This window comes from Polynucleobacter sp. MWH-Adler-W8, from assembly GCF_001889925.1.
Lineage (GTDB): Bacteria > Pseudomonadota > Gammaproteobacteria > Burkholderiales > Burkholderiaceae > Polynucleobacter.
Genome location: NZ_LZFI01000003.1, coordinates 1 through 24,673 on the forward strand (window position 1 = coordinate 1; position 24,673 = coordinate 24,673).

Sequence of the window (24,673 nt, forward strand, 5' to 3'; positions counted from 1 at the left end):
AAGTGGTACTAACTGCCTAAGGAGCAGAGATGACAGATATGTATTCGTATGAGCCCAAGAATGGACATGGTTTACCGCATGATCCGTTTAATGCCATCGTTGGTCCAAGGCCGATTGGGTGGATCTCAACACAAAGCAAAGCTGGGATTATTAACTTAGCCCCCTATAGTTTCTTTAATGCGTTTAACTATGTCCCACCAATTATTGGCTTCTCTAGTGTTGGCTATAAAGACACCCTAAGAAACATTGAAGAAACTGGCGACTTTGTTTGGAACTTAGTTACATTCGATTTAGTAGAGGCTATGAACCAATCATGCGCCCCATATCCGCCTGAAGTCAGTGAGTTTGAGGCCACAGGACTTGAGCAAGCTAAATCGACATTGGTCATCCCCCCAAGGGTTGCAAAAGCCAAGGTTGCATTTGAATGTAAATGTACTGAGATCATTCAGCTCAAAGGTATTTCAGGTGAAAAGGCGCAAACATGGTTGGTGCTTGGTGAAGTTGTAGAAATTCATATTGCTAAGTCTTTATTAAAACAGGGAATCTACGAAACCTCAGAGGCTGGTCATGTCCTTAGGGGTGGCGGTCCAGGCGATTACTTCACTATTGGCAAAGAGCAACTCTTTAAGTTGTATAGACCTAAATAAGGTTGAATCTGTTTAAGATGGATGGACCCAAGGAGAATAGTGATGCCATTAGTCAGAATTAATTTAAGTAAAAAACACTCTGAGAGCTTTGCTCAGCAAGTCGGAGACATTATCTATGAGGTGATGCGCGAACAAATCAACGTTCCTGAAGACGATAAATTTCAGATTATTACTAGACACGATGCATCGGAATTAAATATTCCAAAAAGCTATCTAGGAATTGAATATTCAGAAGGCATCATTTTTATTCAAGCGACCATAAGTTTTGGAAGGTCTATTGAGATAAAAAAGAGGCTATATAAAGTCATTTGTGAGACTTTAGTGCAAAAGCTTAAAGTCAGACCACAGGATGTTTTTATTAACCTGCTTGAGGTAAGCAAAGAAAATTGGTCGTTTGGTAATGGTGAAATGCAATATGCCGATAAGGATTAGAGATCCTCGGCCCAGGTCGATCAGTCCCGGCGACCACGAATCACCAAAACCACCTTCGGATGGTTTTTTTCACTTGGGGCAAGGGCGTTAAAACGGCATGCCATGCTTAGAGTAGGCTTATTAAATCAGCCTCAGCAGGCTAGAGGGGTAAAGAGCATAATAAAAACATATTAAAAATAAGAGGTAGCCAAATGCTTGATACGCTTATTTTGAGCAGAATTCAATTTGCTTCGAATATGACTTTTCATATTCTTTTCCCAACCATATCGATTGCATTGGGATGGGTACTTTTTTATTTCAAAGTTAAATTTAATAAAACTGGCGACTCAGTATGGAGCGAAGCCTATCAATTCTGGGTCAAGATATTTGCCTTAACCTTTGCGCTTGGGGTTGTCAGCGGCATTACGATGAGCTTTCAGTTTGGAACTAACTGGCCTGGATATATGCAAACGGTTGGCAATATCGCAGGGCCTTTGCTTGGCTACGAAGTTTTATCCGCATTCTTCCTTGAGGCAACTTTTTTAGGAATTATGTTGTTTGGCTCTAAACGAGTCTCTCAAAGAGCGCACACTGTCGCCACATTTTTAGTTGCTTTCGGCACATCACTTTCAGCATTTTGGATCATTGCCTTAGATTCTTGGATGCAAACCCCACAGGGGTTTGAGATGATCAATGGTCAAGCACATGCGACCAATTGGATTGAGATTGTCTTTAATCCTTCGATGCCTTATCGCCTCCTTCATATGATGACAGCATCATTTTTGACGGTAACATTCTTAATTGCAGGCATTTCTTCTTATCGATATTTGAAAGGCATCAATCTTTCTGGCAACCGAGCGCTGATCAAATTGGCAATGACTATGGCGGTGGTGTTGGCTCCATTACAAATTGTGCTTGGCGATTCACATGGCCTAAATACGCTGGAGTATCAGCCTGCAAAGGTGGCGGCAATGGAGGGAATTTGGGAAACAACAAAAGGTGCCCCCGCCGTTTTATTTGCCATACCGGATGAGAGTATTAAAGCCAATAAATACGAAATAGCTATTCCAAAACTCGCATCTTTATATTTGACACACTCATTTGCGGGTGAGGTGAAAGGTTTGGATGCTTTCCCTGGGGCAACCCCACCAGTCGCCCCCATTTTCTTTGCCTTTCGCATTATGGTCGGCATTGGCATGTTGATGCTCTTTACTGCATTCGTTGGGTTCTTCCTGACAAGAAAAAATAAGGAACTACCAACTTGGCTCTTAAAAGGGCTCAGTGTGATGACATTTTCTGGTTGGCTCGGTGTAGTTGCCGGCTGGTATGTGACCGAGATAGGCAGACAACCTTACCTTGTTAGTGGAGTGCTAAAAACTGCTGATGCAGTTACTAAAGTGCCTACCAATATGGTTTTAGGTACGCTCGTAATGTACCTTGCGCTGTATTTTGGACTTATTGTTTCTTATATTTGGGTTGTGTTTTATTTAGCAAGACAAGCTAATCCTGTACATATTATTGATGAGCAAAAACCAGGCCTCATTAACAACATTGCAGGAGCATAAGAATGATTCCTAATTTATACGAACCATCTGGTTGGTTGCCCCTTTTCTTTTTGGTTGCAATGGGAATTGCAATGATTGCTTACGTTATCTTGGATGGATACGACTTGGGTGTTGGTATCTTATTGAATCAGGCAAGCGAATCAGAAAAAGACATCATGATTTCATCAATCGGTCCTTTTTGGGACGCTAATGAAACTTGGTTAGTGCTCGGAGTCGGAGTTCTCTTGATTGCCTTTCCCATGGCCCATGGAATTATTTTGACTGAACTCTATTTGCCTGTGGGCATCATGTTGGCCGGTTTAATTTTACGAGGCGTATCTTTTGACTTTCGCGCAAAAGCACATTTGAGCCAGAAGTCGCTCTGGAACTTTCTATTCTTTTTTGGCAGCTTCTTGGCCGCAGCATCTCAAGGGGTCATGGTTGGTAGAGAAGTGATTGGTTTTGACTCCGGATACTTGGGCTGGATATTTTCTTTTATCGTTGCGCTATGCCTGCCTGCCGGGTATGCCCTATTGGGCGCTAGCTGGCTGATTATGAAAACGTCTGGTGAGTTACAACACAAGGCAGTAGGTTGGGCAAGAAAATGCCTCTTATTAACGGCGCTTGGTGTTGGGATCATTTCTGTAGCGACACCATTCTTTAGTTCGGAGATTGCGGCAAAGTGGTTTAACTTTCCCAATGTCTTTTTCTTGTTGCCGTTCCCAGTTCTGACCTTGGCCTGTTTTATCTTGATCGATTTGAACTTGTTAAAAATGCAAAAAAATAAGCCCGCTCCTGTATGGGTGCCTTTTGCTCTAAGTGTAGCCATCTTTGTCCTGGCTTTTTTAGGAATTGCTTACAGCATGTTCCCTTACATCGTTGTCGACAAAATGACGATTTGGGAGGCGGCTTCAGCTACGGAATCATTGTGGGTCATATTTTGGGGGGCTATAGTTGTGCTGCCAACCATCATTGGATACACCATTTATTCCTACAAAATCTTTTGGGGAAAAACCGAGCCACTGACTTATTACTAAGCTCATAAGACGTATTAAATACTTCGCCACTTGTATGAGTCATTAGGTTCCACGCCGGTGCACCAAGAAGATCAAAACCACCTTCGGGTGGTTTTTTCATTTGGTCGTCCAGCAAGAGTAAATACAAAACTATAGGAAATGGAGATTTGGCGATTGTTAGCCGTAAGTTGGAAAGCAGAAAAACTTCTTACTTATCGCATCCTCTAATGTCTGCTTGACCATTCCTCGATTCACTTTATAAGCTTTATTTCAATTGAAGTGTTCTACAGCACACATATATGCCAATATTTCATAAATACTTGGTAGCATGGGCAAATGGATAAAGAGATAGAAGATCACGAATCACAAACGCCTGCGAAGCAACAGGCCGCGAAGAAGAGCACATTGGTCAGCGTCCTGGTTAATATCGGCCTGACAGTTTCTCAAGTATTTGCGGGTATTGTGTCTGGCTCTCAGGGCTTGATTGCGGATGGTATTCACTCCGCGACAGATTTAGTTGCAGACTTTGTAGTGCTTTTTGCCAATCACCATAGCGCTAAAGATGCGGATGAAGATCACCGCTATGGTCATCAACGATATGAAACTGCAGCCTCTCTATTTTTAGGAATCTCATTATTAGCTGTTGGTGCTGGCATGCTCTTTAAGGCTGGAGAAAAGATCATTGATCCAGTGCCAGCTGGACAAATTCAAATCCTAGCTTTGTATGTTGCGTTGGCCTCTTTGGTCGCAAAGGAGATACTTTTTAGATACATGTTGGTAGTAGCTCAGCGTGTGCGATCTTCTATGTTGGTAGCCAATGCTTGGCACGCGAGATCTGATGCAGCCTCTTCACTAGTCGTTTCTATCGGTATTGTTGGTGCTTTATTTGGGCACCCAATCTTTGACGCTATTGGCGCCTTGGTGGTTGGCTTAATGGTGGCAAAAATGGGTTGGAAGTTTGGTTGGGATGCCCTGCATGACCTGATGGACAGGGCGGTATCAGAAGAAGAGCATCGTCAAATAGAGGACATTATCAAATCTACTGATGGCGTTAGAGGTTTTCATGATCTGCGTACTCGCAAGATGGGCGATATGATTTTGGTAGATGTCCATATCGATGTGGATGCCAATGCCACCGTCAAGGTGGGGCACGACATTGCCCTAAACGCGGGTAATGAAATCAAGAAGCAATTGCCGGTACTCAATGTCATGACGCATATAGATCCTGTATAGCCCTCAGGCACTGTGGGGCTAATACAAGAACTTCTAAAATTACCTAAGATCTTGGTATGAATAATTTCCTAAATCCAGTAATTCTCTTTTTTGTCTTTGGCGCTTGGGCTCGCGGTATTTTTAGCAATCCTCATTCCTCTCATGGGATATGTGGTTTTAAGAAGCAGACTCAATAACTATGATGCAGCTGCCATTGCGGCTACTTATGGTTCTATTAGCGCTGTAACGTTTATTACTGCGACACAAGCGCTTGATCAGTATGGCATTGCGTTTGGTGGACACATGGCGGCCGCAATGGCCTTGATGGAGTCGCCGGCAATCATTCTGGCAATCTTGTTAGCAAATAAAGCTAGGACATCAACTACGAATTCAACGCAGCCGACAGGTATGTCCAAGATTCTTCATGAATCTTTTACTGATGGCGCCCAGCTGCTTCTTTTGGGCTCAATGATGGTTGGTTTAGTAAGTGGCGATAGCGGGCAAAAAATAATGGCCCCATTTTCAATTGATTTATTTAAGGGAATGCTGGCTTTCTTCTTGCTCGATATGGGTTTGATGGCAGCTAAGAACTTTGAGGGATTAAAGGGTAAGCCACCCATTATTTTGCTTTATGCAATCGGCGCCCCCTTGGTTCATGCCTCTATTGCGTTAGTACTTTGCAAGTTATTGGGCTTGCCATTGGGTGATACCGTCTTATTGATGGTGCTTGCCGCCAGCGCTTCTTATATTGCGGTGCCTGCAGTGTTAAGGCATGCGCTTCCAGAAGTAAACCCCGCCTTATATATGGGCATGTCATTAGGAATTACTTTCCCCTTCAATATCATTTTGGGGATACCGCTTTACGCTTATGTTGCCGGTCTAACTTACTAGATAGGGCCAGTTGACTCTGCCCTAGCCGGGATTAGAATGGTTCATAACCAGCAGGAGATGAATCAATGATTTATAAAAAATGGATAGTTGGAGCGCTATTTAGTGTTTCTGTGATTTCCTTGGCTAGCGCAGCTATACCTGAGCCACCAAATCCTTTGGCCAACATCAATCTGAGTTTTGATCAGCGCTTTGAGCAGATGAAGGAAATAGACGCTGCATTACTGAAGGCAACACCAGAAGAGCGAAAAGCGTATTGGCATCAGAGGCGCAATCAAATGAAGGCCTTAAGTCCTGAGGATCGTAAGTTGATTCAGGAAAAGATGAAGACCCAATGGCAATCTATTACTCCTGAACAAAAGGAAAAAATGAAAGCCGAAAGAAAAGCGTTCTTTGAGGGGCTAACACCAGAAGAGCAGGCAGAAATGAAAGCCCATAGAGCTAAATGGGACAACATGAGTCCTGAGGAGAAGCAGAAGTGGTTTAAACAACCGGGTTAGGTTTGGCATCTTCGCCCCCTACTACAATGACTGACTTTATTGGGTTTAGTCCGAAGGCTTTCAAATTTCTTGAAGAGCTTACAGACAATCAAACTAGGATTTGGTTTTCTGAGCATCGTTCAGAATATGAAGAGTTTGTGCGCGAACCCATGAAGCACTTTACAGATGCCCTGTCTGAGAGTCTCGCAAAAAAAGATGTGCCCCTGTGGGGCGACCCTAAAAAATCTCTCTTTAGAATTAATCGAGATGCTCGGTTTTCAAAAGCAAAGCATCCTTACAACATGCATGCCAGCGGGCTCTTTACGAGAACTGGCGACAAGCACTCTCCGGGGGTTCTCTATTTTCGTTTAGACCCCCTGGGCAGCAGATGCGCCGCTGGTTATTTGCAGCCAGAAGCCCATAATCTAAAAAAACTCAGGCAGGGGATTTTAGATAACCCTAAGGCCTGGCTATCTCTTGAGAAGTCTCTAAAAAGAAAAGGCTATGAGCTAGATTATTCCAACACGTTGGCCCGCATTCCGAGAGGCTTTAATGATGTTCCTCTAGAAGTTGAGCGAGCAATCAAGCTCAAAGGCTGGATCGTTAGAAAGCAGTTGCCCAGATCAACGATTTGCTCGAAAGAGTTGACTAAAGAAGTCACTGATTTTGCTAAAGATATGCTTCCCCTTCTCAGTTTTGGGTGGCATGCACTGGCTAAATTTTCTGAGTAAATATAAAGATACGTTTCGGCTCATAATGCGTTTAAACGACAATAGAAATTTATATTAGAAAGCAAGAAACGCATGTATAAGCTAATCGCTTTTGATGCCTATGGCACATTATTTGATGTGTATTCCATGGGGCAGTTGGCAGAAGAATTATTTCCGGGTCATGGGCAGGCCTTTGCTTTAATGTGGCGCGATCGCCAAATTGAATACACCCGCTTGGTAACGATGAGTGACCCCAATCCCAATGGGAGTAAGCACTATCTCCCGTTTTGGGAGTTAACCATTCGCTCATTGCGGTATGTCTGTAAGCGTATGAACCTAAATCTCACCCCTGATTATGAGGGGCGGTTGATGGACCAGTATGCCAAGCTCACTGGCTTTGAAGATAGTCTTAATGTCCTCAAAACAATAAAACAGAAAGGAATATCTACTGCGATTTTGTCTAACGGCAGCAGAGAAATGTTGGCAACCGTAGTTGAGAGTAATAGCTTGAAGCCTTACCTGGATAAAGTTGTCACTATCGAGGATGTGCGCTTATTTAAAACGGCCCCACAGGCCTATGAATTGCTATTAAAGGCATTTCCTGTCAAGAAGGAAGAAATTCTCTTTGTATCGAGCAATGCTTGGGATGCTTTAGCTGCAAAGTGGTATGGCTTTGATGTATTTTGGGTCAATCGTCTTGGCCACCCTTTTGAAGAGATTGGTGAAAAGCCAAACTATGAAGGCAATTCTTTAAGCAAGGTATTAGAAGTTATCTAAGGAAATATGAATGCTTTTAATTACATCAATCATTGCCGCCATCCTAACAATCATTTTTATCAAGCTCTCTTTTGCGGTCATTGGCTTAAGAAGAAAAAATAAGGTTGGTCTAGGAAGTGGTGGTCACGAAGATCTTGAGAGGGCTATTCGTACCCAGGCAAATTTTGCTGAATACATTCCTTTGGGAGTTATCTTAATTGCTTGTCTTGAGTTAAATGGCGCCCCCTGGTGGTTGGTGGCTATTCCAGGCGTCTCACTCATCATTGGGCGTTTGATTCATGCAAAAGGCATGAATACTCCACCGCCAGATTTCAGCAAGCGCGTGCTTGGAATGAAATTTACTTTTTTTACGCTCATTGCATTGGTTGCTTTGAACTTAACATGGTCTCTCTACAGGCTCGCCGTCTAAACGACTCTTTGCTGTTAGGGCCCGCTTTAAATCGAGTATTACTTATGGAAACTATATGACTACACCATCACGCCGTAATTTCTTAAAAACTTCCGCTGCTGGCATCGCCGCAGTTGCCAGTACGCAAGCTCTAGCCCAGGCCCAAAATTTGTCACCAAAAACCATCGCCGAAGTTGAGGCCTTGGCAGCTAAAAAAGATGTTGAATCTACAGCGAGTTGGAATGATGGTTTGGTTTATCCAGCTCCATTTAAGAATCCGTTTGCGCAAGGTAAGGAGCGAGGTTTAGCGTTGGGCGGTGGTGGAACTCCATTAATTGCTTGGTATGCCGGGTACTGCAACGCACTGAAGAAGGCTGGTATAGATTTAAGCAGTGCAGATGTAGTGGTCGGCACTTCTGCGGGTTCAATATTTGGTGCAATGCTGACATCTGGGCACTTGTGGCGCCTTGTGGATGAGATAGATCTTTTTGCCGATTTCCCAAAATTGCTTGCAGAAATGATGCCCGCATTGAAATTTAATGCTTCTCAATTAAGAGCGCAGCGTGCCGAGCTGACGGTGCGTGATGGATCTCTTGCGTCTATTCAGCGCATCGGCAAGGCTGCGATGGCCTCATTCAATCCTGATGGTGTAGCCAATCACTACAAGGTAATGAAGAAGCTGCTAACGGCTTCTGCTTGGCCGTCCGATGGAATGTTTACTACGGCTATTGATTGCTTTACGGGGCAGCGTATTGTTGTATCAATAGCAGATAATGTTCCTATTAACGTTGCTTGTGCTGCAAGTTCTTCGGCGCCAGGCCAGGTTGGCCCTACATTCATAAAAGATAGGTTATGTATGGATGGCGGCATGAGCCAGAGTAGTACGCATAGCGATGTTATTGCCGGCGTTAAACGAGCCATTGTGATTTCTTTGGGCGATGGAACCATCAACGAGCAAAAGCAGGGATTGCGCTTATCTTCTCTGCCCAATACGATTAATCAAGAAGTGAAGGATTTAGAGGGTGGTGGCACAAAGACCAAACACATTGTTGTTGGCCTTCCGCCTGGTTTATCTAAGGTGGAGAATCTTCTTGATCCAAAATGGATTGCACCCTATTTGAAGTATGGAAATGATAGGGGTGTTGCTGATGTAGCAATGATGAAAGCATTTTGGGCTTAATGAAAAATTATTTATAAAACTGTATTTCAATTAAGGTATTGCAATATGAAGAAAATATTCCTAGCTTTGACTGTGACTTTATTTGCTCTGGTCTTGAGCGGTTGTCTTGCTAGCACTACCTCTCCAGACGGAGTGAATTGTGACTTTAGTCAAGGCAAGCCTATGTGGGAAATGCCTTTAGATTGTCAGGGTGGGCGTTAACTCATTTTTAAATTTAATCGAGATCAATAGTGCTGCCTGATTTAGTTCTTCAAGCCTTAGTGCTCGGTTCATTGGGCCTGGCCGCTGGGGTTTTAGGGGGCGTCATTGGTTTTGGCACAACGATCATCCTGATGCCTGCCTTAGTCTATTTTTATGGCCCCATTCAGGCAATTCCGGTTATTGCTTTGGTTGCCACAGTAGCCAATCTCTCCCGCATTTTTTTGTGGTGGAGTGTGATTCAATGGCGCGTTTGTTTTGTCTACAGCCTGGCTGCAATACCGTTCACGGTATTAGGGGTGAACACTCTCGTTCAGCTTAATGAGCGATTAATAGAAATTACTCTAGGAGTATTTTTAATCTTATTAATACCGATTCGTCGCTGGATGCGCAATCAAAATTTTTATCTAAAACTTTGGCAGATGGCCTTGGTTGGCGCTGTAATTGGGTATTTGACTGGGATTGTTGCGACTACTGGAGCTATCAACACCCCCTTCTTTTTAGCCTACGGCCTCACCAAGGGTGCCTTCTTGGGAACAGAGGCGGCCAGCACCTTATCTATTCTGTTTACCAAGGGCATTACATTTCATCAACTAGGCTTTCTCAATGCCACCATAATCATTCAGGGGCTACTTATTGGTAGCTGCGTTTTGGTCGGCTCCATTTTTTCTAAGAAGATTGTTTTGGCATTGCCAGAAAAGAAATTTTTATTACTGATGGAGCTGGTGATGTTAATTTCAGGCTTTTCCATTCTTGCCATGTCTTTCTAAAGCCGCCACTTAGAGTTAGTTAACCTCTCCCGCTTACTTAAAGCGATACGCAAGTGCCATAAAGATATTGTCTTGGAATGAGCGATTCATGACGGGACTGTTATTAATTCCGCCACCCATCCATTTGCGTTTACCATATACGTTGATGTACCAGTTATCCACCACTGGAATCTCCACCATGAGTCCCGCTAGAAGATTGTTTGTTGCGGGGGCGCTATAAGCCGCATAACCAGTAGCCATCGACTCTCCAGGGTTGATGCCATAGTAGTAATTAGCGTATTGACTTGACTGTCGTTCCACACCAATTTGCGGATAGACGGTTACTTTTTTATAGGTTTCAATTTCGGCGAAGTATAAAAATTCATAGAGCGCCCCTTTTGACTTCCCAAAGTCATGATAGGCATTAACAAAAAATCCTCCGATCGGCGTCTCTTGAAAAGTTCCCAAGCCAAGTGGTATTGGATCACTTCGATTGATAGAGTTGCCGTTGATTGACGACTTTACTTTGTAGGTATCTAAATTAATTTTGCCAATAACTTCAAAATAGCCGTAGCCCATCTTGAAAGTCTTAATGCCCACCTCATCTATACGAGCGAAAAAACGCTGATAGTCAAAAAAGGCATAGGGCACAGCCAAAGATTGAGTCCCTTCAGTGCCAATATGTAAATTAGTGGTGTAAGCGGCGACACCGATATCGCCAACGATGTGATCCGGAAGCGTATCCGGAATATCATCCATGGCGTAGGCCGGAAAGCAGACTACAGCAGCAATTAAAAGAGCCGTTATGCGAAAAATCGATTTCATGTAGGCATCATAAGCCCTTGTGGGCCACTAGAGGTCTAGATTATCTAGAGCCAAATCCTTCAGATGACTTGTATTTGCCCAGCCGTTTACTTTCCATGCAAGCCCATCATGGCTAATCCAGTTGAGGGAGGCATTGGGCACTGTAACGGTCTTTTCTGCATCCAGAGCTTGATTGCTCGCAATTCTGTACATCATGTCCAATGCGCCTCCATGGCTTACTAATAAAATAGTTTTGCCTGAATGTTGTTCGCAGATTTCCACAAGCGCAGTTTTAATTCGATCTGCAAATTGTCGAATGCTTTCGCCATCACCTAAGTTCTCCTCAATATTTCTGCTGAGATGAGATTTCCAAAGTTCTGGCTCACGTATCGGGGCTTCATCTGTAGTGAGTCCCTGTAGAGCACCAAGATGACGCTCTCTTAGCCCAGTATTAGGTATCGCAGAGGTTTCGAATATCTCTTCAATAGCTTGTGCAGTCTTTGCTGCTCGCTGAAGATCGCTTGTATATAGAACATCAAATTGAAGCCCCATATTTTTAAGGGCACGCGCCATTTGCCCTGCTTGAGCTAATCCTTTGGCATTGAGGCCAATATCAGTGTGGCCTTGAAGGCGGCGTCTGGCATTCCAGTCGGTTTCACCGTGGCGAACTAAGCAAAATCGAGTAATAGTCATATGGCAATGATAAAGACGGAATTACTTTTTGAGAGTCCAGGCGCGCGGATTGTGTTCAAAGCCAATATGTCCGTAATATTCATTTGCCTTAGGCGCTGCTAAAAGTACGATCATGCATTCAGGACCAAGGCGCGCTTTGGTTTCCTCAATTAGTTGCTTGCCAATTCCAGAGCGTTGATATTTTTCATCAACGGCTAAATCCGCAAGGTAAGCCACATAAGAAAAGTCTGTCAGCGAACGCGAAATACCCACCAAAGATTTGCCGTCCCATGCGGTAATAGTGAGGTTGGCATTCTTGAGCATTTCCTCAAATGTTTGAACGTTGTGAACAGGGCGTCGCTCCCCAAGGGTGGAGCGCTTGTAAAGATCGATGGCTTGCTCCACAGTAATAGTGGCGTTGTCGTGATATTGAATCATGTCATTCCTCTTCCCCTACGAAGAGCTTATCACCCACAGCAAGAGCTCCAGAATTTAAAACTTCGGCCCGAATGCCGCCGCGCCCTTCAAATGCCTCCATGAAGCTTGGCCTACTCAGTAATTGCGCCGGTCTTTCACAGGGGGTGCATAGTTCTGTGCCAAGTAGTTGAATGTCACCTAGCTGAAATCGTTGGCCTACGAGCGCATTTAGTTCAGACGCCGTAATTCCTGCAAGTGCAATATTACGGCGTGTTTCAGAGCCCTCAAAAGTCGGTTCATCTCCAGCTGTTAGCCAATCATTTGCTGTATTGATAGCAGATAGGGCGATGATACTGACGTGACGCACTTTAGTTGGCTCGATGGCTGAATAGGCGCCCGTACCTAGTGCATAACGGTCACCTTCAAGGCCACTGCCAACTATGACTTTGGCAGTGCTGACAGATAGCATCTGCTTGCCAGCAGACGCTGCTAGATAGATGGCTTGAATATAGGCATTGAATTTCATAGGGACTATTTACATATTACAACTCATGCTTTGATGATTGTTAATACAATAAATACAACACAAGACAAAGGGCAACGGTGAATAAAGAAAGCAAGGGAATGCTGATTGGCTTTATCGGTATTCTAATTTTTAGCTTAACGCTACCAGTAAGTAAGATTGCTGTTTTAAGCTTTAACCCGTATTTCATTGCTTTTGGCAGGGCAACCTTAGCAGGGTTGGTTGCTCTGGTCTATCTTGCGTACAAAAAAGAGCACACGCCCACTAAAGTAGATTTTGTCAAATTTGTTGTCATAGCTTTGGGTGTCGTGTTTGGCTTTCCCATATTCACTACTGTTGCTATGACTCAAGGTTCATCTTCACATGGGGCAGTGATTTTGGGGGTGATGCCGATTGCTACAACGGTTATTGGAGTGCTGCGCTTTAAAGAGCGCCCATCCTTGGGATTCTGGCTGGTATCTTTATTGGGTGCTGGTTTAGTCATTCTGTACGCTCTATTGAAGAGCTCCGGCAACTTTACGTATATTGATGGCCTTTTAGTGCTTGGCGGGATTAGCGCTTGTATTGGCTATGTAGAGGGTGGCGAGCTCTCCAGAAAAATGAATCCACGCGCGGTCATTTCTTGGGCCTTGGTTATTTCATTGCCGTTGAATATTGTGATGACTTGGCTTACCTATAGCCCAGAATATATTCATGCGGGTGCCGTGGCATGGACTAGCTTTGTCTATCTGAGTTTATTCCCCATGTTTCTTGGCTTCTTCTTTTGGTATGAGGGTCTTGCGATTGGCGGTGTTGCACGTGTCAGTCAAGTGCAATTGATTCAGCCATTTTGCACTCTAGTAGCAGCAAGCGTTTTATTGGGCGATTCACTCACGGTGATGAATTTAATCTTTGCTATGTTGGTTGTATCTACTGTTATCCTTGGGAAAAGAATGCTGGTAAAAAGAGCGTAGTTTTATTTCTAACCATGAAATTAAAAAGCCCCGATTAAACGGGGCTTTTTAATTATGCGGCAACAACTTTGTGTTTGCTGAGTGCACGCAAGATTTTGCTTTTCTCTTTGGGTTTGGTGCTCGATTCTAGTAACTTAGTAAGTTGAGCGGTATTCAGGGGGCCTAAGCGCGCTTTTCCTGTTTTGGTGAGCATAGAGTCATTTTTTCTGGTTCTTTGATTTTGGCCTACAGCCATGGAGTTTTCCTAGAGTAATGGAATGATGAATCTCAAAGACTTTCTTAAGAGATTCCCCTGTCTAGGGCGCACAATAGTGATCACAGTCCAGAATAACAGTTAACAAACCTAGAAGCTATGATGTAGCCATGATTAATCTATCTGTATTCAATAGCCCAATTAGTTTTATTGGCCTATTAGCGCTATCCAATGTATTTATGACATTCGCTTGGTATGCACACTTAAAAAACTTATCAGCCAAGCCATGGTGGATTGCAGTTTTAGTGAGCTGGGCGATTGCCTTGTTTGAGTATGCCTTGCAGGTTCCAGCCAATCGAATAGGCTATCAGTTTTTTAGTCTGGGACAACTCAAGATTGCTCAAGAAGTGATTACTCTCAGTGTATTTGTTCCGTTTGCAGTGTTTTACATGGGCGAGCCATTTAAAACCGATTACATCTGGGCGGGATTATGCTTATTGGGCGCCGTCTACTTTATGTTTAGATCATGATTCAGATACAGAACCTTATCTTTGCTTTAGTTATGGGGTGCTTAATGTCTTTAAGCATTACGCTCGCCACTACTTTTGTTCGTGTTGACCTTGCAGAAAATTTCTTCTGGGCGTGGTTTGAAGTTTGGTCAGTAGCTTACCCAGTGGCTATTGTTTGTATTCTGATTTACAGGCCATTTGCTAGCAAAATCACTGCAAAGATTATGAATGTACTGGGCCTCAATAAGCCCTAAGTTATGGATGAGGAATGATTAAATGAATGCATTGATGAGGTCTTCTGTTTTGGCTACATGTTGCTCATCTATTTTGAGCGCTTGTGCTGCGGTATATACCGATGCATCAGATTCTAACCATGTTACTTTTCTAAATAGTAGCGGCGAATCAGTTGAGCAATTAACTCAGAAGGCCAGCGCCTATTGTGCGCAGTATGGCAAGGTTGCCTCGTTTAAAAGTAGTGATACGCAGTTGGTTGCTGTCTTTGATTGCAAAACAACACGCTAATTTAATGCAACCGCTGGGCGAATTAGCCTGCCATATCGGATTGATAAATTAAGCCAGCATGCTCTCTGAGGGCATGGAATTGAATGGACTCCCAACGTTGTTGGGCAACGTCCAGCTCTGATTTATGTGATGCCAAGAAAACGGATGCACCCACTACGTCTTCTGCCATGCGGTGGATATTTTCTTGGGTAAATTTTTTCAGGGCAACTGGATCATCTGAACTAACCCAGCGAGCCAGGCTATAGCGGGCAGGCAAAAGGCGCACTTCCGCGCCATATTCAGTTTGGAGGCGATGGCTTACCACCTCAAATTGAAGTTGACCAAAGGCGCCAAGTAGCATGGTGCCCCCAGCCATTGGCCTAAAGACCTGAATAGCCCCCTCTTCACCCAATTGCATCAGTCCAGTGCGTAATTGCTTAGAGCGCAAAGGATCGGCGGACTCAACCATGCGGAAAATTTCTGGTGCAAAGAATGGGAGCCCCGTAAATTGCAATTGCTCGCCTTCGGTTAAGGTGTCACCCAATCGCAGTAAGCCATGATTTGGCAAGCCAATGATGTCGCCTGGAAAAGCCTCATCCAAAATATCCCGTCTTTGGGATAAGAAAGATAGCGCATTGTTGGTTCGTACTTCTTTGCCGTTGCGACAAATCTTGAGTTTCATGCCGCGCTGAAAATGGCCAGAACAGATGCGTAAAAAAGCTACACGGTCACGATGTGCTGGATCCATATTGGCCTGAATCTTGAACACAACTGCTGAGAACTTGTTCTCGGCAGGGCTGACCTCACGTTGCAAGGCTTTACGTGAGCCTGGCGATGGTGCGAGCTCAACCAATGTATTGAGAATCTCCCGCACACCAAAGTTGTTGATAGCTGAACCAAAGAAGACCGGTGACTGGCGGCCAGCCAGAAAGGCTTTGAGATCAAAGGCTGGCATTGCTTCTTTGATCAGCTCCACTTCAGCTAGGGCATTTTCTAAGTCTGTGCCCAGACGCTCTTTAAGGGCTGGATCATTTATAGCAACTACTGCATGTGAGTCTTCGGTCACGCGATCTTCACCTGCTTTGAACATGCGCATACGAGCATTGGCGATATCAATCACTCCGGCAAAGGATTTGCCCATGCCAACTGGCCAAGTGAAGGGTACTACTTCTATGCCAAGCGCAGTTTCAATCTCATCCATTAATTCCATTGGGGGCTTAACTTCGCGGTCCATCTTATTGATGAATGTCACGATAGGCGTATTACGCGCACGGCAAACTTCAAGCAAGCGCAATGTTTGAGATTCAACACCATTAGCAGCATCAATCACCATGAGAGCGGAGTCAACCGCAGTCAACACACGATAGGTATCCTCCGAGAAATCTTGGTGACCTGGTGTATCTAATAAGTTAATGATGCAATCACGGTATTCCATTTGCATCACCGAGCTTGCTACAGAGATGCCGCGCTGCTTTTCAATTTCCATCCAGTCAGATGTTGCATGACGGCTGGCTTTACGCGCTTTAACACTACCCGCAATTTGAATAGCTCCCGCATACAGCAGTAACTTTTCTGTAAGCGTAGTTTTACCTGCATCTGGGTGAGAGATGATTGCAAAGCTTCGACGTCTAAGTACTTCTGCGCCTGGAGTGCTGGAGGTAAGAGTTTCGATGGTAATTCTGCGTTGAGTATCTAGGTTCGGAGGCAATTATAAGCGTGCCAAGGTGCTTCAGAACTGCTCATGAGCCCCTACATAGCGCCATTGCCCGGGAGGAAGCGGTCCCAATGAGATGCGACCCATTCTGACGCGTTTGAGGCCTATCACTTTGAGGCCCACCATCTCACACATCCGACGAATTTGGCGCTTACGCCCTTCACGCAATACAAAGCGAAGCTGATCTTCGTTCTGCCAGCTAACCTGTGCAGGTTTGAGTTCTACTCCATCAAGAGAGAGACCATGTTTTAAGCGATCTAAATCTTCAAAAGAGAGAGCCCCCTCTACGCGCACTAAATATTCTTTTTCGATGGGGCTGTTTTCACCAATCAATAATTTGGCGATACGACCATCTTGAGTCAGAACTAGCATGCCTGTAGAGTCAATATCTAGCCTGCCTGCTGGCGCTAGCCCTTTGGTATTAAAGCGAGGGCTTCTACCTTTATCAAGCGGGCTGGCAAAGTAATTTTCAGGGGTAATCAAAGAGGCCGCCGGTTGATATTCTTGTTCGTCGTCATAGTGAGAAATGTAGCCAACGGGTTTATTCAGAATGACGGTAATGCGAGAGGCTTGCTGTGCTTTGGCGCCAGATTGCAACTCAATTTTTTGATCACGGTAGGCGCGAACACCTAATTCATTCACCACTTCGCCATCTACTGTGACTAAACCTTGCTCAATGTATGAATCGGCTTCACGACGGGAGCAAAGACCAAGCTCAGAGAGTAATTTTGAGACGCGTACTTTTTCTTCCATGCTTGCATTATCCGATATTAGGGTTAAATACTGGCCTGGAGTTAAGATGGGGGCAGACGAAATAAAAAAGCCTGCTCATAATTTAATAAAGGATGACCAAATGACTATTGCATTAAAAAAACCACCAATCTATAAAATCCTTTATTTTCAAGTACTTACAGCCGTTGTAATTGGTGTTTTGCTGGGTCATTTTTACCCAAGCTTGGGTACAGAAATGAAACCATTTGGGGATGCCTTCATTAAAGGCATCAAGATGTTAATTGCCCCCATTATTTTCTGTACGGTGGTTCTAGGTATTGCCGGCATGGAAGACATGAAGAAGGTGGGCAAAACTGGTGGACTCGCACTGTTGTACTTTGAGATTGTGAGCACGATTGCTTTGATGGTCGGCTTAGTTGTAGTGAATGTGCTTCAGCCTGGTGCTGGCATGAACATCGATCCAGCAAGCTTAGACACCAAAGGAATTGCTTCGTATACCGGGCCCGGAAAAATAGGTACTACTACAGATTTCTTAATGAATATTATCCCGAGCAGTGCGGTTGATGCATTTGCTAAGGGTGAAATTTTGCAGGTTCTTTTCATTGCAATCTTGTTTGGATTTGCATTGCATAAGTTTGGTGGTCGCGGAACAATGGTGTTCGACTTAATTGAAAAAACATCCCATGTTCTCTTTGACATGATTGGTGTGATTATGAAGTTTGCGCCTATTGGTGCATTTGGCGCAATGTCATTCACCATTGGCAAATACGGCATAGTCTCTTTATTTTCTTTGGGCAAACTCATGGGCTCGTTTTATTTAACCTGCCTACTCTTTGTGTTCATTGTTTTGGGAATCATCGCGCGAATTAATGGGTTCAATATTTTTAAATTCGTGAGCTACATTAAAGAAGAGTTGTTAATTGTTTTGGGAACTTCATCATCCGAATCCGTCTTGCCACGCATGATGGAAAAAATGGAGCTGTTGGGCGCCAAGAAAGCGTGCGTTGGTTTAGTTATTCCAACGGGTTATTCATTCAATTTAGATGGCACCTCTATTTATTTAACAATGGCTGCAGTATTTATTGCGCAAGCAACCAATACGCCGATGACACTCATGCAGGAGGTTACGCTCTTGCTAGTGCTATTGCTCACATCTAAAGGTGCAGCAGGCGTAACTGGTAGTGGCTTTATCGTTTTGGCAGCCACCCTTTCTGCTGTTGGAGATGTTCCGGTTGCTGGTTTAGCAATCATCTTGGGCATCGACCGCTTTATGTCTGAAGCACGAGCGCTGACGAATTTAGTTGGCAATGGCGTGGCTACGATTGTGGTTGCCAAGTGGACTGGCGAGCTAGATCAAAAGCAGTTAACTAGCGTCCTTAATCGCGACAATTGGATTGAAGCACAAGAGCCAGAATTGATCTTGGATCAAAAGCAAGACAAAATGCGCTGATATTTAAGTGCGCACAATATGAACGCTACAGGGAGCCTCTTCGACAATCTTGGTCATCGAGGTTCTCCAGGGCGTTACTTTATTAGGCAGCTTATGTGATGCCCCAATCAAAATGAGGGAAGCATCATTGTCCTTGGCAAATTCAACGATTCGAGAGGCGGGATCAAGCGCCTCAAGTACGTGATAAGAAATTCTTTCAGGTGGTAATTTGAGTGGTTTAGCCCACTCCATCAATTGCACTAGGTGGCCGCGGACGATGCCGCTAGCGGTTTGGCTTTCATGATTGCCTTCATAGGTTGGTGTGCTGGCAATCGTGCTCAAACAAATTAGGCGGCTTTCAGGATAGGCCTGTAATAAATTTTTCGCTGTAACTTGCATGCGCTCACGCAGAGCTTCATCAGACTGACGCGTATCAATCGCAGCAATCATGAGGGGCGCATCAAGGTTGCCCATACTAGGCCGTGGGCTGGGAGAGGGCTCGTAACCAGCAGCTTTGAACATGCCTTTGAGATTTTCCCAAAAGCTAGGTGGCTCAACCCGGTCGGCTCGTTCGGTGAGCGTAACGCCCTCGGGGTCTCGCAATACTTGACGTAAGCGCGCTGCGCTTTGATAGCGATCGGCAGCGCGTGGCTCTAGACATCTGAGCACTACTTCTTGTAACCAGCGAGGAATTTCTCTACGAATAGCGCGTGGTGGAAAGGGTTCTGCCCACATCCGTTTACGTAGACCACTCATTGTTTGAGGGTTACCAAATGGCAGTTCGCCAGTCAGCAACTCATACATGATCACGCCAATGGAAAAAATATCACTTCGCGAATCAGAGCGAATGCCGGCTACTTGTTCTGGAGAAATATAAGGCGCAGAGCCGATACCTTTTCGCATCTCTTCTGCAAGCAAGTCTGGGTATCGAGCGTGGTGCGACAAACCAAAATCAATGAGCGTTAACTTCCCCTTCTCATCAATCAAAATATTTTCAGGCTTGACATCTAGGTGGATGGCATCTTGTGAGTGCAGTGACTGAACGGCTTGCGCTAAATCTGCCCCAATGCGTACTACCTCATCAATCGTAAATACTTTACCTTCCTTGATGTAATCTTCTAATGGCCGGCCCTCAACCCTTTCCATTGCAATATAAGGACGCGTGGCCATATTGCCTGAACCTAAATATTGAGGAACGTAAGGACTTTTTAGGGAGCGCAAGATAGTGAGTTCGGTTTCAAAGCCGATCAAACTTTCAACCGGTTGATCTCTGCCAACACGCGGGATTTTCAGCAAGATAGGGACATCTATCCCCTCTTTAGTTGCTGAAAAAAGGCTCGCCATTCCGCCGCGGTGAACTTCCTTGCCTAAAACAAATCCATCTACTATTTTGCCTTCTTGAAATATATCGTCTACTGCTTGAATGTCGGTATTGATGGGCATTGTTTATTTGCCGGTGATGAGGCGGTTTGCCAGGTCTTCTGGTAGGCCAGCGCGACGTACTTTCTCTGCGGCAGTGTAGTGATCGTAGGGCGTACGATGAAATGTAAGGGCTTCTGAAGCGGGCTCAAAAACAGCAAAGCAGGCCTCTGGATTGCCATCTCTAGGTTGACCAAGAGAGCCAACAACACCTACCCATTGGCGATGAGGTAGTACCGGAATTTCATCGCCAGGGTATGGTGCAAATCGAATGAGTTTCCCAACAGCGCTTTGATAAAAAAGCGCTTGCTCATGTGCATGACCAACAAAAGTGTAATTTTTGCCAGAGCTTTGTACACAACGCCATGCACTCATGCTGTCAGTAATGTAATTCCACTCGGCTGGATTGTAAGCAGAGGCATGCACAAAACAAATCCGATCTTCTTGAACCATCAGAGGAAGATTTTTAAGGAAATCTACATGGTCATTATTTAATTGAGATTTAGTCCACTCAATTGCGGCATTGGCGCTGGCGTTCATTTGATTACGGCTGTCCTTAAAAACAGCCTCATCATGGTTGCCAAGAATGGCAATCGCTTTTTTATTTTCTACAAGCCCGGCAACGCGTTCAAGCAGTGCAACAGGGTCGGCGTTATAGCCCACGAGGTCCCCCAGAAACACCATGCGAGTAACGCCAAGTTCCTCGGCACGAGCCATGCAGGCATCAAAAGCCTCTAAATTGCTGTGGAGATCGGCAAATAGCCCAATACGTTCAGTCATCCCTTAATGATAGGACAAAAGGCCCCTAGAAAGAAGGGTTATAGGGGCTCGGACCATTATCTGGTCGATTTTTAAAGCGCTTGTGAACCCAGTAGTATTCGGCCGGCCGAAGTCGAATTTCTGCCTCAAAGCATTGATTAAGGCGTGCGGTGTCTGACTTGGGGTCTGCCCCAGGAAAATTCTCTAAAGGCTTCCCAATTTCGCAAAGGTAACCTGATTCATCTGCTTTTAATGTGGTGGTCATTAAGCATACGTCAGCGCCAGTAATTTTTGCTAAACGAGAAATGGTGGTGATGGTATTTGTTTGAATTCCAAAAAATGGCACAAATTCAGAATCCTTAAGACCCAAATCAAGATCCGGCGCAATGATGATGAAGTCTCCGTTGCGAATTTCTCGGATGATCGCCTTTGCGTTGCCTTGGCGATCAATTGAATTCCCACCAAAACGGTTGCGCCATTCCACAATTCGTTTGTTAAAGAATGGATTCTTCATTCTCTGAAAAAATCCTGAAGTGCGCGGCCAATGTTTTGTTTTGGAGAGCGCGCTCAAAATAATGCTGCCCTCAATCCCTGTGAAATGCATGTTTACTAAGATGCGCGGTTTTTTGCTTGAGAGGTCAACCGCTGATTTCACCTCAATCATATTGCTCAGTTGTTTAGAGCTGCCGCACCAGATAATACTTTTCTCTACGAGACTGCGTCCAAGCAATCGCCAATGCTCTTTGGCAAGATCGTCGATTTCAGCCGGACTTAAGCTTGGAAAGCATAAGTGGAGATTTGTTTTGACCACTCGATTTCTGTCGCTTGGAATTCGAGCCGCAATATATCCAAGGCCGTAGCCCAGAGCAACCAGAAACCTATAAGGCAAAAGGGCAAGAAGCTTGAGTAGAACGACGACTACTTGATTGGAAAAAGACTTCAGCAAATTAGTTTTGCTCTGATTCGTAACGGTTGATGGACTTCTTGTAGCGCACTAACATTTCTTCTGTAGAGCTGATCGACATACCTAAATCATTTACTAGGCCCGTATCAAGACGATATGCCCAGCCGTGAACAGTGAGATCTTGCCCACGCGCCCAAGCATCTTGCACGATAGTTGTTTCGCATACGTTAACCACTTGTTCAATGACATTGAGTTCGCAAAGTCGATCTTGACGCTTAGGGGTTGGAATAGCTTCACCTAAATAACGCTCATGTTTTTGATGTACGTCTTTTACATGACGCAACCAGTTATCAGCAAGACCTACGCGTTGATCACTTAGTGCCGCGTGGACACCGGCACATCCATAGTGACCAACCACCAGAATGTGCTTGACCTTAAGCAAGTCAATTGCAAATTGAATAACGGATAAACAATTTAGATCAGTGTGAACTACAACGTTAGCTACGTTGCGGTGAACAAATAGCTCGCCTGGCAATAGGTCTACGATTTCGTTTGCGGGCACGCGACTATCTGCGCAGCCAATCCAGAGATACTCTGGTGCCTGTTGGTTAACTAGGCGCTTAAAGAAGTCAGGATCTTTTGCGATCATGCCTTCGGCCCACTCTCGGTTGCTTGTAAAGAGATGCTCTAGGGCTTGAGAATTTTTGTATGGCATGTTTTCAGTTTAAAGTACTTTAATGACGCCTAATTGGTTAAAACAAACCCCCACCGGAATAATCTTAAATTTGCATTGTCAGCCAGGAGCCAAAGTGACCAAGGTCGTTGGCCTGCATGACGGCTGTTTAAAGATTTCTTTACAGGCGCCTGCCTTAGAAAATAAGGCTAATGAGCTATTATTGGCTTGGCTTTCTAAGCAATTAAGGGTGCCTCAAAAACAAATTCAATTCGTTTCTGGTCAAAATAGCCGCAAGAAACGAGTAGAAATTTGGGGCCCCATCAGTCCCGAGCAAATTGTACAGTTGTTGAGCCCTTGATTTAAAGGTCGGCGCTTACCAAAATATTGCCCATAAGATTCCCAAAATAAGCACCCACTTACCTACGTAATAAACGGAGCGATGTTTTGCTTTGAGCTTTTTGGCTTGTGCACGGAGATGGTAAAAATAGGTAAACAGAATATTTACAAAGCCTATTTTTTCACCTTCAACATTTTGAGATGATGCAGCGCTCATTACATAGCGCCCAAACCAGCGATTGAATAGAGTAACTGCCTTAGTGTGAACCGGGCGCTCGACATCGCAAAATAAGATGATTCTTTGCTGATCTGTTTCATTAGCAGCGAAATGAATGTAAGTTTCATCAAACATGACCGCTTCCCCATCTTTCCAGAAATAACGCTCCCCATCTACATCAATAAAGCATTTGGGGTCGTTGGGAGTCGTTAGGCCAATGTGATACCGCAAGGAGCCCGCATAGGGGTCGCGGTGGCGCACCAGCGTTGCTCCAGGCGGTAGTGAGGCGAACATGGCAGCCTTGACTGAGGGAATTGATTTAAGCAGTGCAACTGTTTTGGGGCAACCTGCTTGAGCAGAGGGCACCTCTTTTCCATACCAGCAGAGGTGAAAACGCTTCCATCCAGTGCGAAAGAAGGAGTTAAAGCCAATATCGTTGTATCCAGTTGCCGCAGCAATAGATCCGCCTTCCTGCAGTGAAAGCGCTTCTTGTCGAATCATTTCCCAGTTATCTTGGATGGGCTGCATTTCAGGAAATTGGCTTACTGGAATAAAAGCACCGGGTTTTACTTTTGAAAATAAATACAAAAGTGCATTTACGGGAGCCAAAAGCACTTGGTAGTCGGTAAGAGATCTAATGACCCCAAAACGAACCTTTCCTCTGAAATAGACGCAAACGGCCGATGCTATAAAAATAAAAAAGATGATGTGGCGAATTTCCATGAGCTTTGTCTAAGTGGGGTAATTGTTAATATTTTAATTTGTATATCAGCCCTAAATTGACTATTTCTTATGCTCGGATGCTCATATACTTCAAGCAGAGGGTTTGAAAACCGGCCTAGGGTTTATGTGGAGTTTTGCTAAGGATGATCTTATGAATAGCTTTATAAAGTGGCTCTTAAGCCTTGTTTTAATTGGGTTAGTGGGTATTTCAGTCTATACGTGGGGAATGCTAACTTGGAGCTATGGCAGCGGTGAGCGTGCGGGGTATGTTCAGAAATTCTCTAATCGCGGTTACGTATGCAAAACCTGGGAAGGCGAATTAGCCATGGTTTCTATGCCAGGCACAATGTCAGAAAAATTCTTCTTTACGGTGCGTGAAGATGCTGTAGCGCAAAAAATAAATGCTAATTTGGGTAAAAAGGTGGCTCTTAAGTATGAGCAACACATTGGTTTGCCAACTACCTGTTTTGGCGATACCGAGTATTTTGTTTCTGATATCACCGTTTTGGATGAGTAATTTGTAGTCGTAGTAAAAAATTGCTGTAACGCAACTTTATTTTTGTAATTTTTTGTGGTTAAAATCATGTAAGCGTAATGTGCGCTGACATCAATATCTATAAGGAGCTTCACTTGAACAAAGCCGAACTAATCGCAGCGATTGCTGACGACGCGGAGATTTCTAAAGCCAAAGCTGAATTCGCATTGAATTCTGCAATCGACACAATTATCAAAGCTGTTACTAAAGGTGACTCAGTACAACTGATCGGCTTTGGTACTTTTGCTTCTGGCAAACGTGCTGCACGTATGGGTCGTAACCCAAAAACTGGCGAGCCACTCAAAATTGCTGCTGCAAAGACTGTTAAGTTTTCTGCTGGTAAAGCATTTAAAGATTCAGTTAACAAACGTAAGAAGTAATTCTTCCTTTGTTGATAAAAAAGCCCGGCATGCCGGGCTTTTTTATTTCATCAAAAATCTCAATCAATTCAATTCATC

At 44.4% G+C, this 24,673-nt stretch carries 33 protein-coding genes; 21 read left to right on the forward strand and 12 right to left on the reverse strand.

Features of this window, described 5'->3' with window-relative positions; genetic code table 11:
- Window positions 1-29 precede the first annotated feature (29 nt).
- The 13 genes from AOC28_RS03375 to AOC28_RS03430 all read left to right on the forward strand — a co-directional run bounded on the left by AOC28_RS03375 (window position 30) and on the right by AOC28_RS03430 (window position 10,220).
- Window positions 30-647 carry a flavin reductase family protein gene (locus AOC28_RS03375; protein WP_072582571.1) on the forward strand — a complete coding sequence of 206 codons (618 nt, stop codon included), beginning with the start codon at window positions 30-32 and terminating at the stop codon, window positions 645-647.
- A 42-nt stretch (window positions 648-689) separates the two neighbouring features.
- Window positions 690-1,079 carry a tautomerase family protein gene (locus AOC28_RS03380; protein WP_072582572.1) on the forward strand — a complete coding sequence of 130 codons (390 nt, stop codon included), beginning with the start codon at window positions 690-692 and terminating at the stop codon, window positions 1,077-1,079.
- A 191-nt stretch (window positions 1,080-1,270) separates the two neighbouring features.
- The gene (locus AOC28_RS03385) at window positions 1,271-2,623 is read left to right on the forward strand and encodes a cytochrome ubiquinol oxidase subunit I (protein WP_072582573.1); all 1,353 of its coding nucleotides are present in this window, start codon (window positions 1,271-1,273) and stop codon (window positions 2,621-2,623) included.
- A gap of 2 nt (window positions 2,624-2,625) precedes the next feature.
- Window positions 2,626-3,639, forward strand: coding sequence for a cytochrome d ubiquinol oxidase subunit II (locus AOC28_RS03390; RefSeq protein ID WP_072582574.1), 1,014 nt, complete (start codon window positions 2,626-2,628; stop codon window positions 3,637-3,639).
- A 315-nt stretch (window positions 3,640-3,954) separates the two neighbouring features.
- Window positions 3,955-4,851 carry a cation diffusion facilitator family transporter gene (locus AOC28_RS03395; protein ID WP_072582575.1) on the forward strand — a complete coding sequence of 299 codons (897 nt, stop codon included), beginning with the start codon at window positions 3,955-3,957 and terminating at the stop codon, window positions 4,849-4,851.
- Between the two features lie 96 nt (window positions 4,852-4,947).
- Entirely contained in the window at window positions 4,948-5,721 is a 774-nt protein-coding gene (locus AOC28_RS03400; RefSeq protein WP_237767728.1) for a sodium-dependent bicarbonate transport family permease, read from the forward strand.
- Between the two features lie 65 nt (window positions 5,722-5,786).
- Window positions 5,787-6,218 carry a DUF3106 domain-containing protein gene (locus AOC28_RS03405; protein ID WP_072582576.1) on the forward strand — a complete coding sequence of 144 codons (432 nt, stop codon included), beginning with the start codon at window positions 5,787-5,789 and terminating at the stop codon, window positions 6,216-6,218.
- Window positions 6,219-6,244: 26 nt separating this feature from the next.
- Window positions 6,245-6,928 (forward strand): DUF2461 domain-containing protein, encoded by a 684-nt coding sequence (locus tag AOC28_RS03410; RefSeq protein WP_072582577.1) that lies wholly within the window; start codon window positions 6,245-6,247, stop codon window positions 6,926-6,928.
- Between the two features lie 72 nt (window positions 6,929-7,000).
- Window positions 7,001-7,684 carry a haloacid dehalogenase type II gene (locus tag AOC28_RS03415; protein WP_072582578.1) on the forward strand — a complete coding sequence of 228 codons (684 nt, stop codon included), beginning with the start codon at window positions 7,001-7,003 and terminating at the stop codon, window positions 7,682-7,684.
- Between the two features lie 10 nt (window positions 7,685-7,694).
- A complete protein-coding gene (locus tag AOC28_RS03420; protein WP_072582579.1) occupies window positions 7,695-8,093 on the forward strand; it encodes an MAPEG family protein in 399 nt (132 codons plus the stop codon).
- Window positions 8,094-8,148: 55 nt separating this feature from the next.
- Window positions 8,149-9,252, forward strand: coding sequence for a patatin-like phospholipase family protein (locus AOC28_RS03425; protein WP_072582580.1), 1,104 nt, complete (start codon window positions 8,149-8,151; stop codon window positions 9,250-9,252).
- 45 nt (window positions 9,253-9,297) lie between these two features.
- Window positions 9,298-9,453 (forward strand): hypothetical protein, encoded by a 156-nt coding sequence (locus tag AOC28_RS11460; protein WP_192846848.1) that lies wholly within the window; start codon window positions 9,298-9,300, stop codon window positions 9,451-9,453.
- 29 nt (window positions 9,454-9,482) lie between these two features.
- A complete protein-coding gene (locus AOC28_RS03430) occupies window positions 9,483-10,220 on the forward strand; it encodes a sulfite exporter TauE/SafE family protein (RefSeq protein ID WP_158009034.1) in 738 nt (245 codons plus the stop codon).
- 33 nt (window positions 10,221-10,253) lie between these two features.
- On the opposite strand, the gene AOC28_RS03435 is transcribed toward AOC28_RS03430, so the two are convergent.
- The 4 genes from AOC28_RS03435 to AOC28_RS03450 are packed head-to-tail and all read right to left on the reverse strand — an operon-like array spanning window position 10,254 to window position 12,618.
- Window positions 10,254-11,024 carry a MipA/OmpV family protein gene (locus AOC28_RS03435; protein WP_072582581.1) on the reverse strand — a complete coding sequence of 257 codons (771 nt, stop codon included), beginning with the start codon at window positions 11,022-11,024 and terminating at the stop codon, window positions 10,254-10,256.
- A gap of 27 nt (window positions 11,025-11,051) precedes the next feature.
- Entirely contained in the window at window positions 11,052-11,696 is a 645-nt protein-coding gene (locus tag AOC28_RS03440) for a histidine phosphatase family protein (protein ID WP_072582582.1), read from the reverse strand.
- Between the two features lie 21 nt (window positions 11,697-11,717).
- Window positions 11,718-12,113, reverse strand: a complete 396-nt coding sequence (locus AOC28_RS03445; protein ID WP_072582583.1) for a GNAT family N-acetyltransferase — start codon at window positions 12,111-12,113, stop codon at window positions 11,718-11,720.
- A 1-nt stretch (window position 12,114) separates the two neighbouring features.
- Window positions 12,115-12,618, reverse strand: a complete 504-nt coding sequence (locus AOC28_RS03450; protein ID WP_072582584.1) for an MOSC domain-containing protein — start codon at window positions 12,616-12,618, stop codon at window positions 12,115-12,117.
- 77 nt (window positions 12,619-12,695) lie between these two features.
- Between AOC28_RS03450 and AOC28_RS03455 the strand changes: the two genes are divergently transcribed.
- Window positions 12,696-13,568 carry a DMT family transporter gene (locus tag AOC28_RS03455; protein ID WP_072582585.1) on the forward strand — a complete coding sequence of 291 codons (873 nt, stop codon included), beginning with the start codon at window positions 12,696-12,698 and terminating at the stop codon, window positions 13,566-13,568.
- A 52-nt stretch (window positions 13,569-13,620) separates the two neighbouring features.
- On the opposite strand, the gene AOC28_RS03460 is transcribed toward AOC28_RS03455, so the two are convergent.
- On the reverse strand, window positions 13,621-13,803 hold the full coding sequence (locus AOC28_RS03460; protein ID WP_072582586.1) for a hypothetical protein: 183 nt from the start codon (window positions 13,801-13,803) through the stop codon (window positions 13,621-13,623).
- Window positions 13,804-13,931: 128 nt separating this feature from the next.
- Here AOC28_RS03460 and AOC28_RS03465 point away from each other — a divergent pair, with 128 nt between their 5' ends.
- From AOC28_RS03465 to AOC28_RS03475, 3 genes are read left to right on the forward strand one after another with little or no spacing between them, the layout of a single operon-like run.
- Window positions 13,932-14,291, forward strand: a complete 360-nt coding sequence (locus tag AOC28_RS03465) for a DMT family protein (RefSeq protein WP_072582587.1) — start codon at window positions 13,932-13,934, stop codon at window positions 14,289-14,291.
- 32 nt (window positions 14,292-14,323) lie between these two features.
- Window positions 14,324-14,524, forward strand: coding sequence for a DUF2798 domain-containing protein (locus AOC28_RS03470; RefSeq protein WP_255407115.1), 201 nt, complete (start codon window positions 14,324-14,326; stop codon window positions 14,522-14,524).
- A 22-nt stretch (window positions 14,525-14,546) separates the two neighbouring features.
- Window positions 14,547-14,792: a hypothetical protein gene (locus AOC28_RS03475; RefSeq protein ID WP_072582589.1), complete on the forward strand. Its 246-nt coding sequence runs from the start codon at window positions 14,547-14,549 to the stop codon at window positions 14,790-14,792.
- A gap of 22 nt (window positions 14,793-14,814) precedes the next feature.
- On the opposite strand, the gene AOC28_RS03480 is transcribed toward AOC28_RS03475, so the two are convergent.
- Window positions 14,815-16,443 (reverse strand): peptide chain release factor 3, encoded by a 1,629-nt coding sequence (locus tag AOC28_RS03480; protein ID WP_072582883.1) that lies wholly within the window; start codon window positions 16,441-16,443, stop codon window positions 14,815-14,817.
- 57 nt (window positions 16,444-16,500) lie between these two features.
- Window positions 16,501-17,238: a pseudouridine synthase gene (locus AOC28_RS03485; protein WP_072582590.1), complete on the reverse strand. Its 738-nt coding sequence runs from the start codon at window positions 17,236-17,238 to the stop codon at window positions 16,501-16,503.
- 100 nt (window positions 17,239-17,338) lie between these two features.
- Here AOC28_RS03485 and AOC28_RS03490 point away from each other — a divergent pair, with 100 nt between their 5' ends.
- A complete protein-coding gene (locus tag AOC28_RS03490; protein ID WP_072582884.1) occupies window positions 17,339-18,667 on the forward strand; it encodes a dicarboxylate/amino acid:cation symporter in 1,329 nt (442 codons plus the stop codon).
- Window positions 18,668-18,670: 3 nt separating this feature from the next.
- On the opposite strand, the gene AOC28_RS03495 is transcribed toward AOC28_RS03490, so the two are convergent.
- Genes AOC28_RS03495 through can form a run of 4 tightly spaced genes read right to left on the reverse strand, consistent with a single transcriptional unit; the run spans window position 18,671 to window position 22,443 of the window.
- Window positions 18,671-20,089, reverse strand: coding sequence for a protein kinase (locus tag AOC28_RS03495; protein ID WP_072582591.1), 1,419 nt, complete (start codon window positions 20,087-20,089; stop codon window positions 18,671-18,673).
- Window positions 20,090-20,092: 3 nt separating this feature from the next.
- Window positions 20,093-20,845 (reverse strand): metallophosphoesterase family protein, encoded by a 753-nt coding sequence (locus AOC28_RS03500; protein ID WP_072582592.1) that lies wholly within the window; start codon window positions 20,843-20,845, stop codon window positions 20,093-20,095.
- A 25-nt stretch (window positions 20,846-20,870) separates the two neighbouring features.
- Window positions 20,871-21,770: a lipid A biosynthesis acyltransferase gene (locus tag AOC28_RS03505; RefSeq protein ID WP_072582593.1), complete on the reverse strand. Its 900-nt coding sequence runs from the start codon at window positions 21,768-21,770 to the stop codon at window positions 20,871-20,873.
- A 1-nt stretch (window position 21,771) separates the two neighbouring features.
- Window positions 21,772-22,443 (reverse strand): carbonate dehydratase, encoded by a 672-nt coding sequence (gene can / locus AOC28_RS03510; protein WP_072582594.1) that lies wholly within the window; start codon window positions 22,441-22,443, stop codon window positions 21,772-21,774.
- Window positions 22,444-22,465: 22 nt separating this feature from the next.
- On the opposite strand from can, the gene AOC28_RS03515 reads away from it, so the two are divergent.
- The gene (locus tag AOC28_RS03515) at window positions 22,466-22,762 is read left to right on the forward strand and encodes a DUF167 domain-containing protein (RefSeq protein ID WP_072582595.1); all 297 of its coding nucleotides are present in this window, start codon (window positions 22,466-22,468) and stop codon (window positions 22,760-22,762) included.
- A 15-nt stretch (window positions 22,763-22,777) separates the two neighbouring features.
- Here AOC28_RS03515 and AOC28_RS03520 read toward each other — a convergent pair whose 3' ends face one another.
- Window positions 22,778-23,674, reverse strand: a complete 897-nt coding sequence (locus AOC28_RS03520) for an aspartyl/asparaginyl beta-hydroxylase domain-containing protein (RefSeq protein ID WP_202816822.1) — start codon at window positions 23,672-23,674, stop codon at window positions 22,778-22,780.
- Window positions 23,675-23,831: 157 nt separating this feature from the next.
- Between AOC28_RS03520 and AOC28_RS03525 the strand changes: the two genes are divergently transcribed.
- Together AOC28_RS03525 and AOC28_RS03530 are read left to right on the forward strand one after the other, a co-directional pair.
- Window positions 23,832-24,197: a hypothetical protein gene (locus tag AOC28_RS03525; protein ID WP_072582885.1), complete on the forward strand. Its 366-nt coding sequence runs from the start codon at window positions 23,832-23,834 to the stop codon at window positions 24,195-24,197.
- Between the two features lie 77 nt (window positions 24,198-24,274).
- The gene (locus AOC28_RS03530) at window positions 24,275-24,595 is read left to right on the forward strand and encodes an HU family DNA-binding protein (RefSeq protein WP_011903860.1); all 321 of its coding nucleotides are present in this window, start codon (window positions 24,275-24,277) and stop codon (window positions 24,593-24,595) included.
- The last annotated feature ends 78 nt before the right edge of the window (window positions 24,596-24,673 follow it).

Excerpts from the sequence above, each read along its gene's own strand:
- AOC28_RS03375 (WP_072582571.1), top strand. The coding sequence starts at position 30 with ATGACAGATATGTATTCGTATGAGCCCAAGAATGGACATGGTTTACCG.
- AOC28_RS03380 (WP_072582572.1), top strand. The coding sequence starts at position 690 with ATGCCATTAGTCAGAATTAATTTAAGTAAAAAACACTCTGAGAGCTTT.
- AOC28_RS03385 (WP_072582573.1), top strand. The coding sequence starts at position 1,271 with ATGCTTGATACGCTTATTTTGAGCAGAATTCAATTTGCTTCGAATATG.
- AOC28_RS03390 (WP_072582574.1), top strand. The coding sequence starts at position 2,626 with ATGATTCCTAATTTATACGAACCATCTGGTTGGTTGCCCCTTTTCTTT.
- AOC28_RS03395 (WP_072582575.1), top strand. The coding sequence starts at position 3,955 with ATGGATAAAGAGATAGAAGATCACGAATCACAAACGCCTGCGAAGCAA.
- AOC28_RS03405 (WP_072582576.1), top strand. The coding sequence starts at position 5,787 with ATGATTTATAAAAAATGGATAGTTGGAGCGCTATTTAGTGTTTCTGTG.
- AOC28_RS03410 (WP_072582577.1), top strand. The coding sequence starts at position 6,245 with ATGACTGACTTTATTGGGTTTAGTCCGAAGGCTTTCAAATTTCTTGAA.
- AOC28_RS03415 (WP_072582578.1), top strand. The coding sequence starts at position 7,001 with ATGTATAAGCTAATCGCTTTTGATGCCTATGGCACATTATTTGATGTG.
- AOC28_RS03420 (WP_072582579.1), top strand. The coding sequence starts at position 7,695 with ATGCTTTTAATTACATCAATCATTGCCGCCATCCTAACAATCATTTTT.
- AOC28_RS03425 (WP_072582580.1), top strand. The coding sequence starts at position 8,149 with ATGACTACACCATCACGCCGTAATTTCTTAAAAACTTCCGCTGCTGGC.
- AOC28_RS11460 (WP_192846848.1), top strand. The coding sequence starts at position 9,298 with ATGAAGAAAATATTCCTAGCTTTGACTGTGACTTTATTTGCTCTGGTC.
- AOC28_RS03435 (WP_072582581.1), bottom strand. The coding sequence starts at position 11,024 with ATGAAATCGATTTTTCGCATAACGGCTCTTTTAATTGCTGCTGTAGTC.
- AOC28_RS03440 (WP_072582582.1), bottom strand. The coding sequence starts at position 11,696 with ATGACTATTACTCGATTTTGCTTAGTTCGCCACGGTGAAACCGACTGG.
- AOC28_RS03445 (WP_072582583.1), bottom strand. The coding sequence starts at position 12,113 with ATGATTCAATATCACGACAACGCCACTATTACTGTGGAGCAAGCCATC.
- AOC28_RS03450 (WP_072582584.1), bottom strand. The coding sequence starts at position 12,618 with ATGAAATTCAATGCCTATATTCAAGCCATCTATCTAGCAGCGTCTGCT.
- AOC28_RS03460 (WP_072582586.1), bottom strand. The coding sequence starts at position 13,803 with ATGGCTGTAGGCCAAAATCAAAGAACCAGAAAAAATGACTCTATGCTC.
- AOC28_RS03465 (WP_072582587.1), top strand. The coding sequence starts at position 13,932 with ATGATTAATCTATCTGTATTCAATAGCCCAATTAGTTTTATTGGCCTA.
- AOC28_RS03470 (WP_255407115.1), top strand. The coding sequence starts at position 14,324 with ATGGGGTGCTTAATGTCTTTAAGCATTACGCTCGCCACTACTTTTGTT.
- AOC28_RS03475 (WP_072582589.1), top strand. The coding sequence starts at position 14,547 with ATGAATGCATTGATGAGGTCTTCTGTTTTGGCTACATGTTGCTCATCT.
- AOC28_RS03485 (WP_072582590.1), bottom strand. The coding sequence starts at position 17,238 with ATGGAAGAAAAAGTACGCGTCTCAAAATTACTCTCTGAGCTTGGTCTT.
- AOC28_RS03490 (WP_072582884.1), top strand. The coding sequence starts at position 17,339 with ATGACTATTGCATTAAAAAAACCACCAATCTATAAAATCCTTTATTTT.
- AOC28_RS03495 (WP_072582591.1), bottom strand. The coding sequence starts at position 20,089 with ATGCCCATCAATACCGACATTCAAGCAGTAGACGATATATTTCAAGAA.
- AOC28_RS03500 (WP_072582592.1), bottom strand. The coding sequence starts at position 20,845 with ATGACTGAACGTATTGGGCTATTTGCCGATCTCCACAGCAATTTAGAG.
- can (WP_072582594.1), bottom strand. The coding sequence starts at position 22,443 with ATGCCATACAAAAATTCTCAAGCCCTAGAGCATCTCTTTACAAGCAAC.
- AOC28_RS03515 (WP_072582595.1), top strand. The coding sequence starts at position 22,466 with ATGACGCCTAATTGGTTAAAACAAACCCCCACCGGAATAATCTTAAAT.
- AOC28_RS03525 (WP_072582885.1), top strand. The coding sequence starts at position 23,832 with ATGAATAGCTTTATAAAGTGGCTCTTAAGCCTTGTTTTAATTGGGTTA.
- AOC28_RS03530 (WP_011903860.1), top strand. The coding sequence starts at position 24,275 with ATGTGCGCTGACATCAATATCTATAAGGAGCTTCACTTGAACAAAGCC.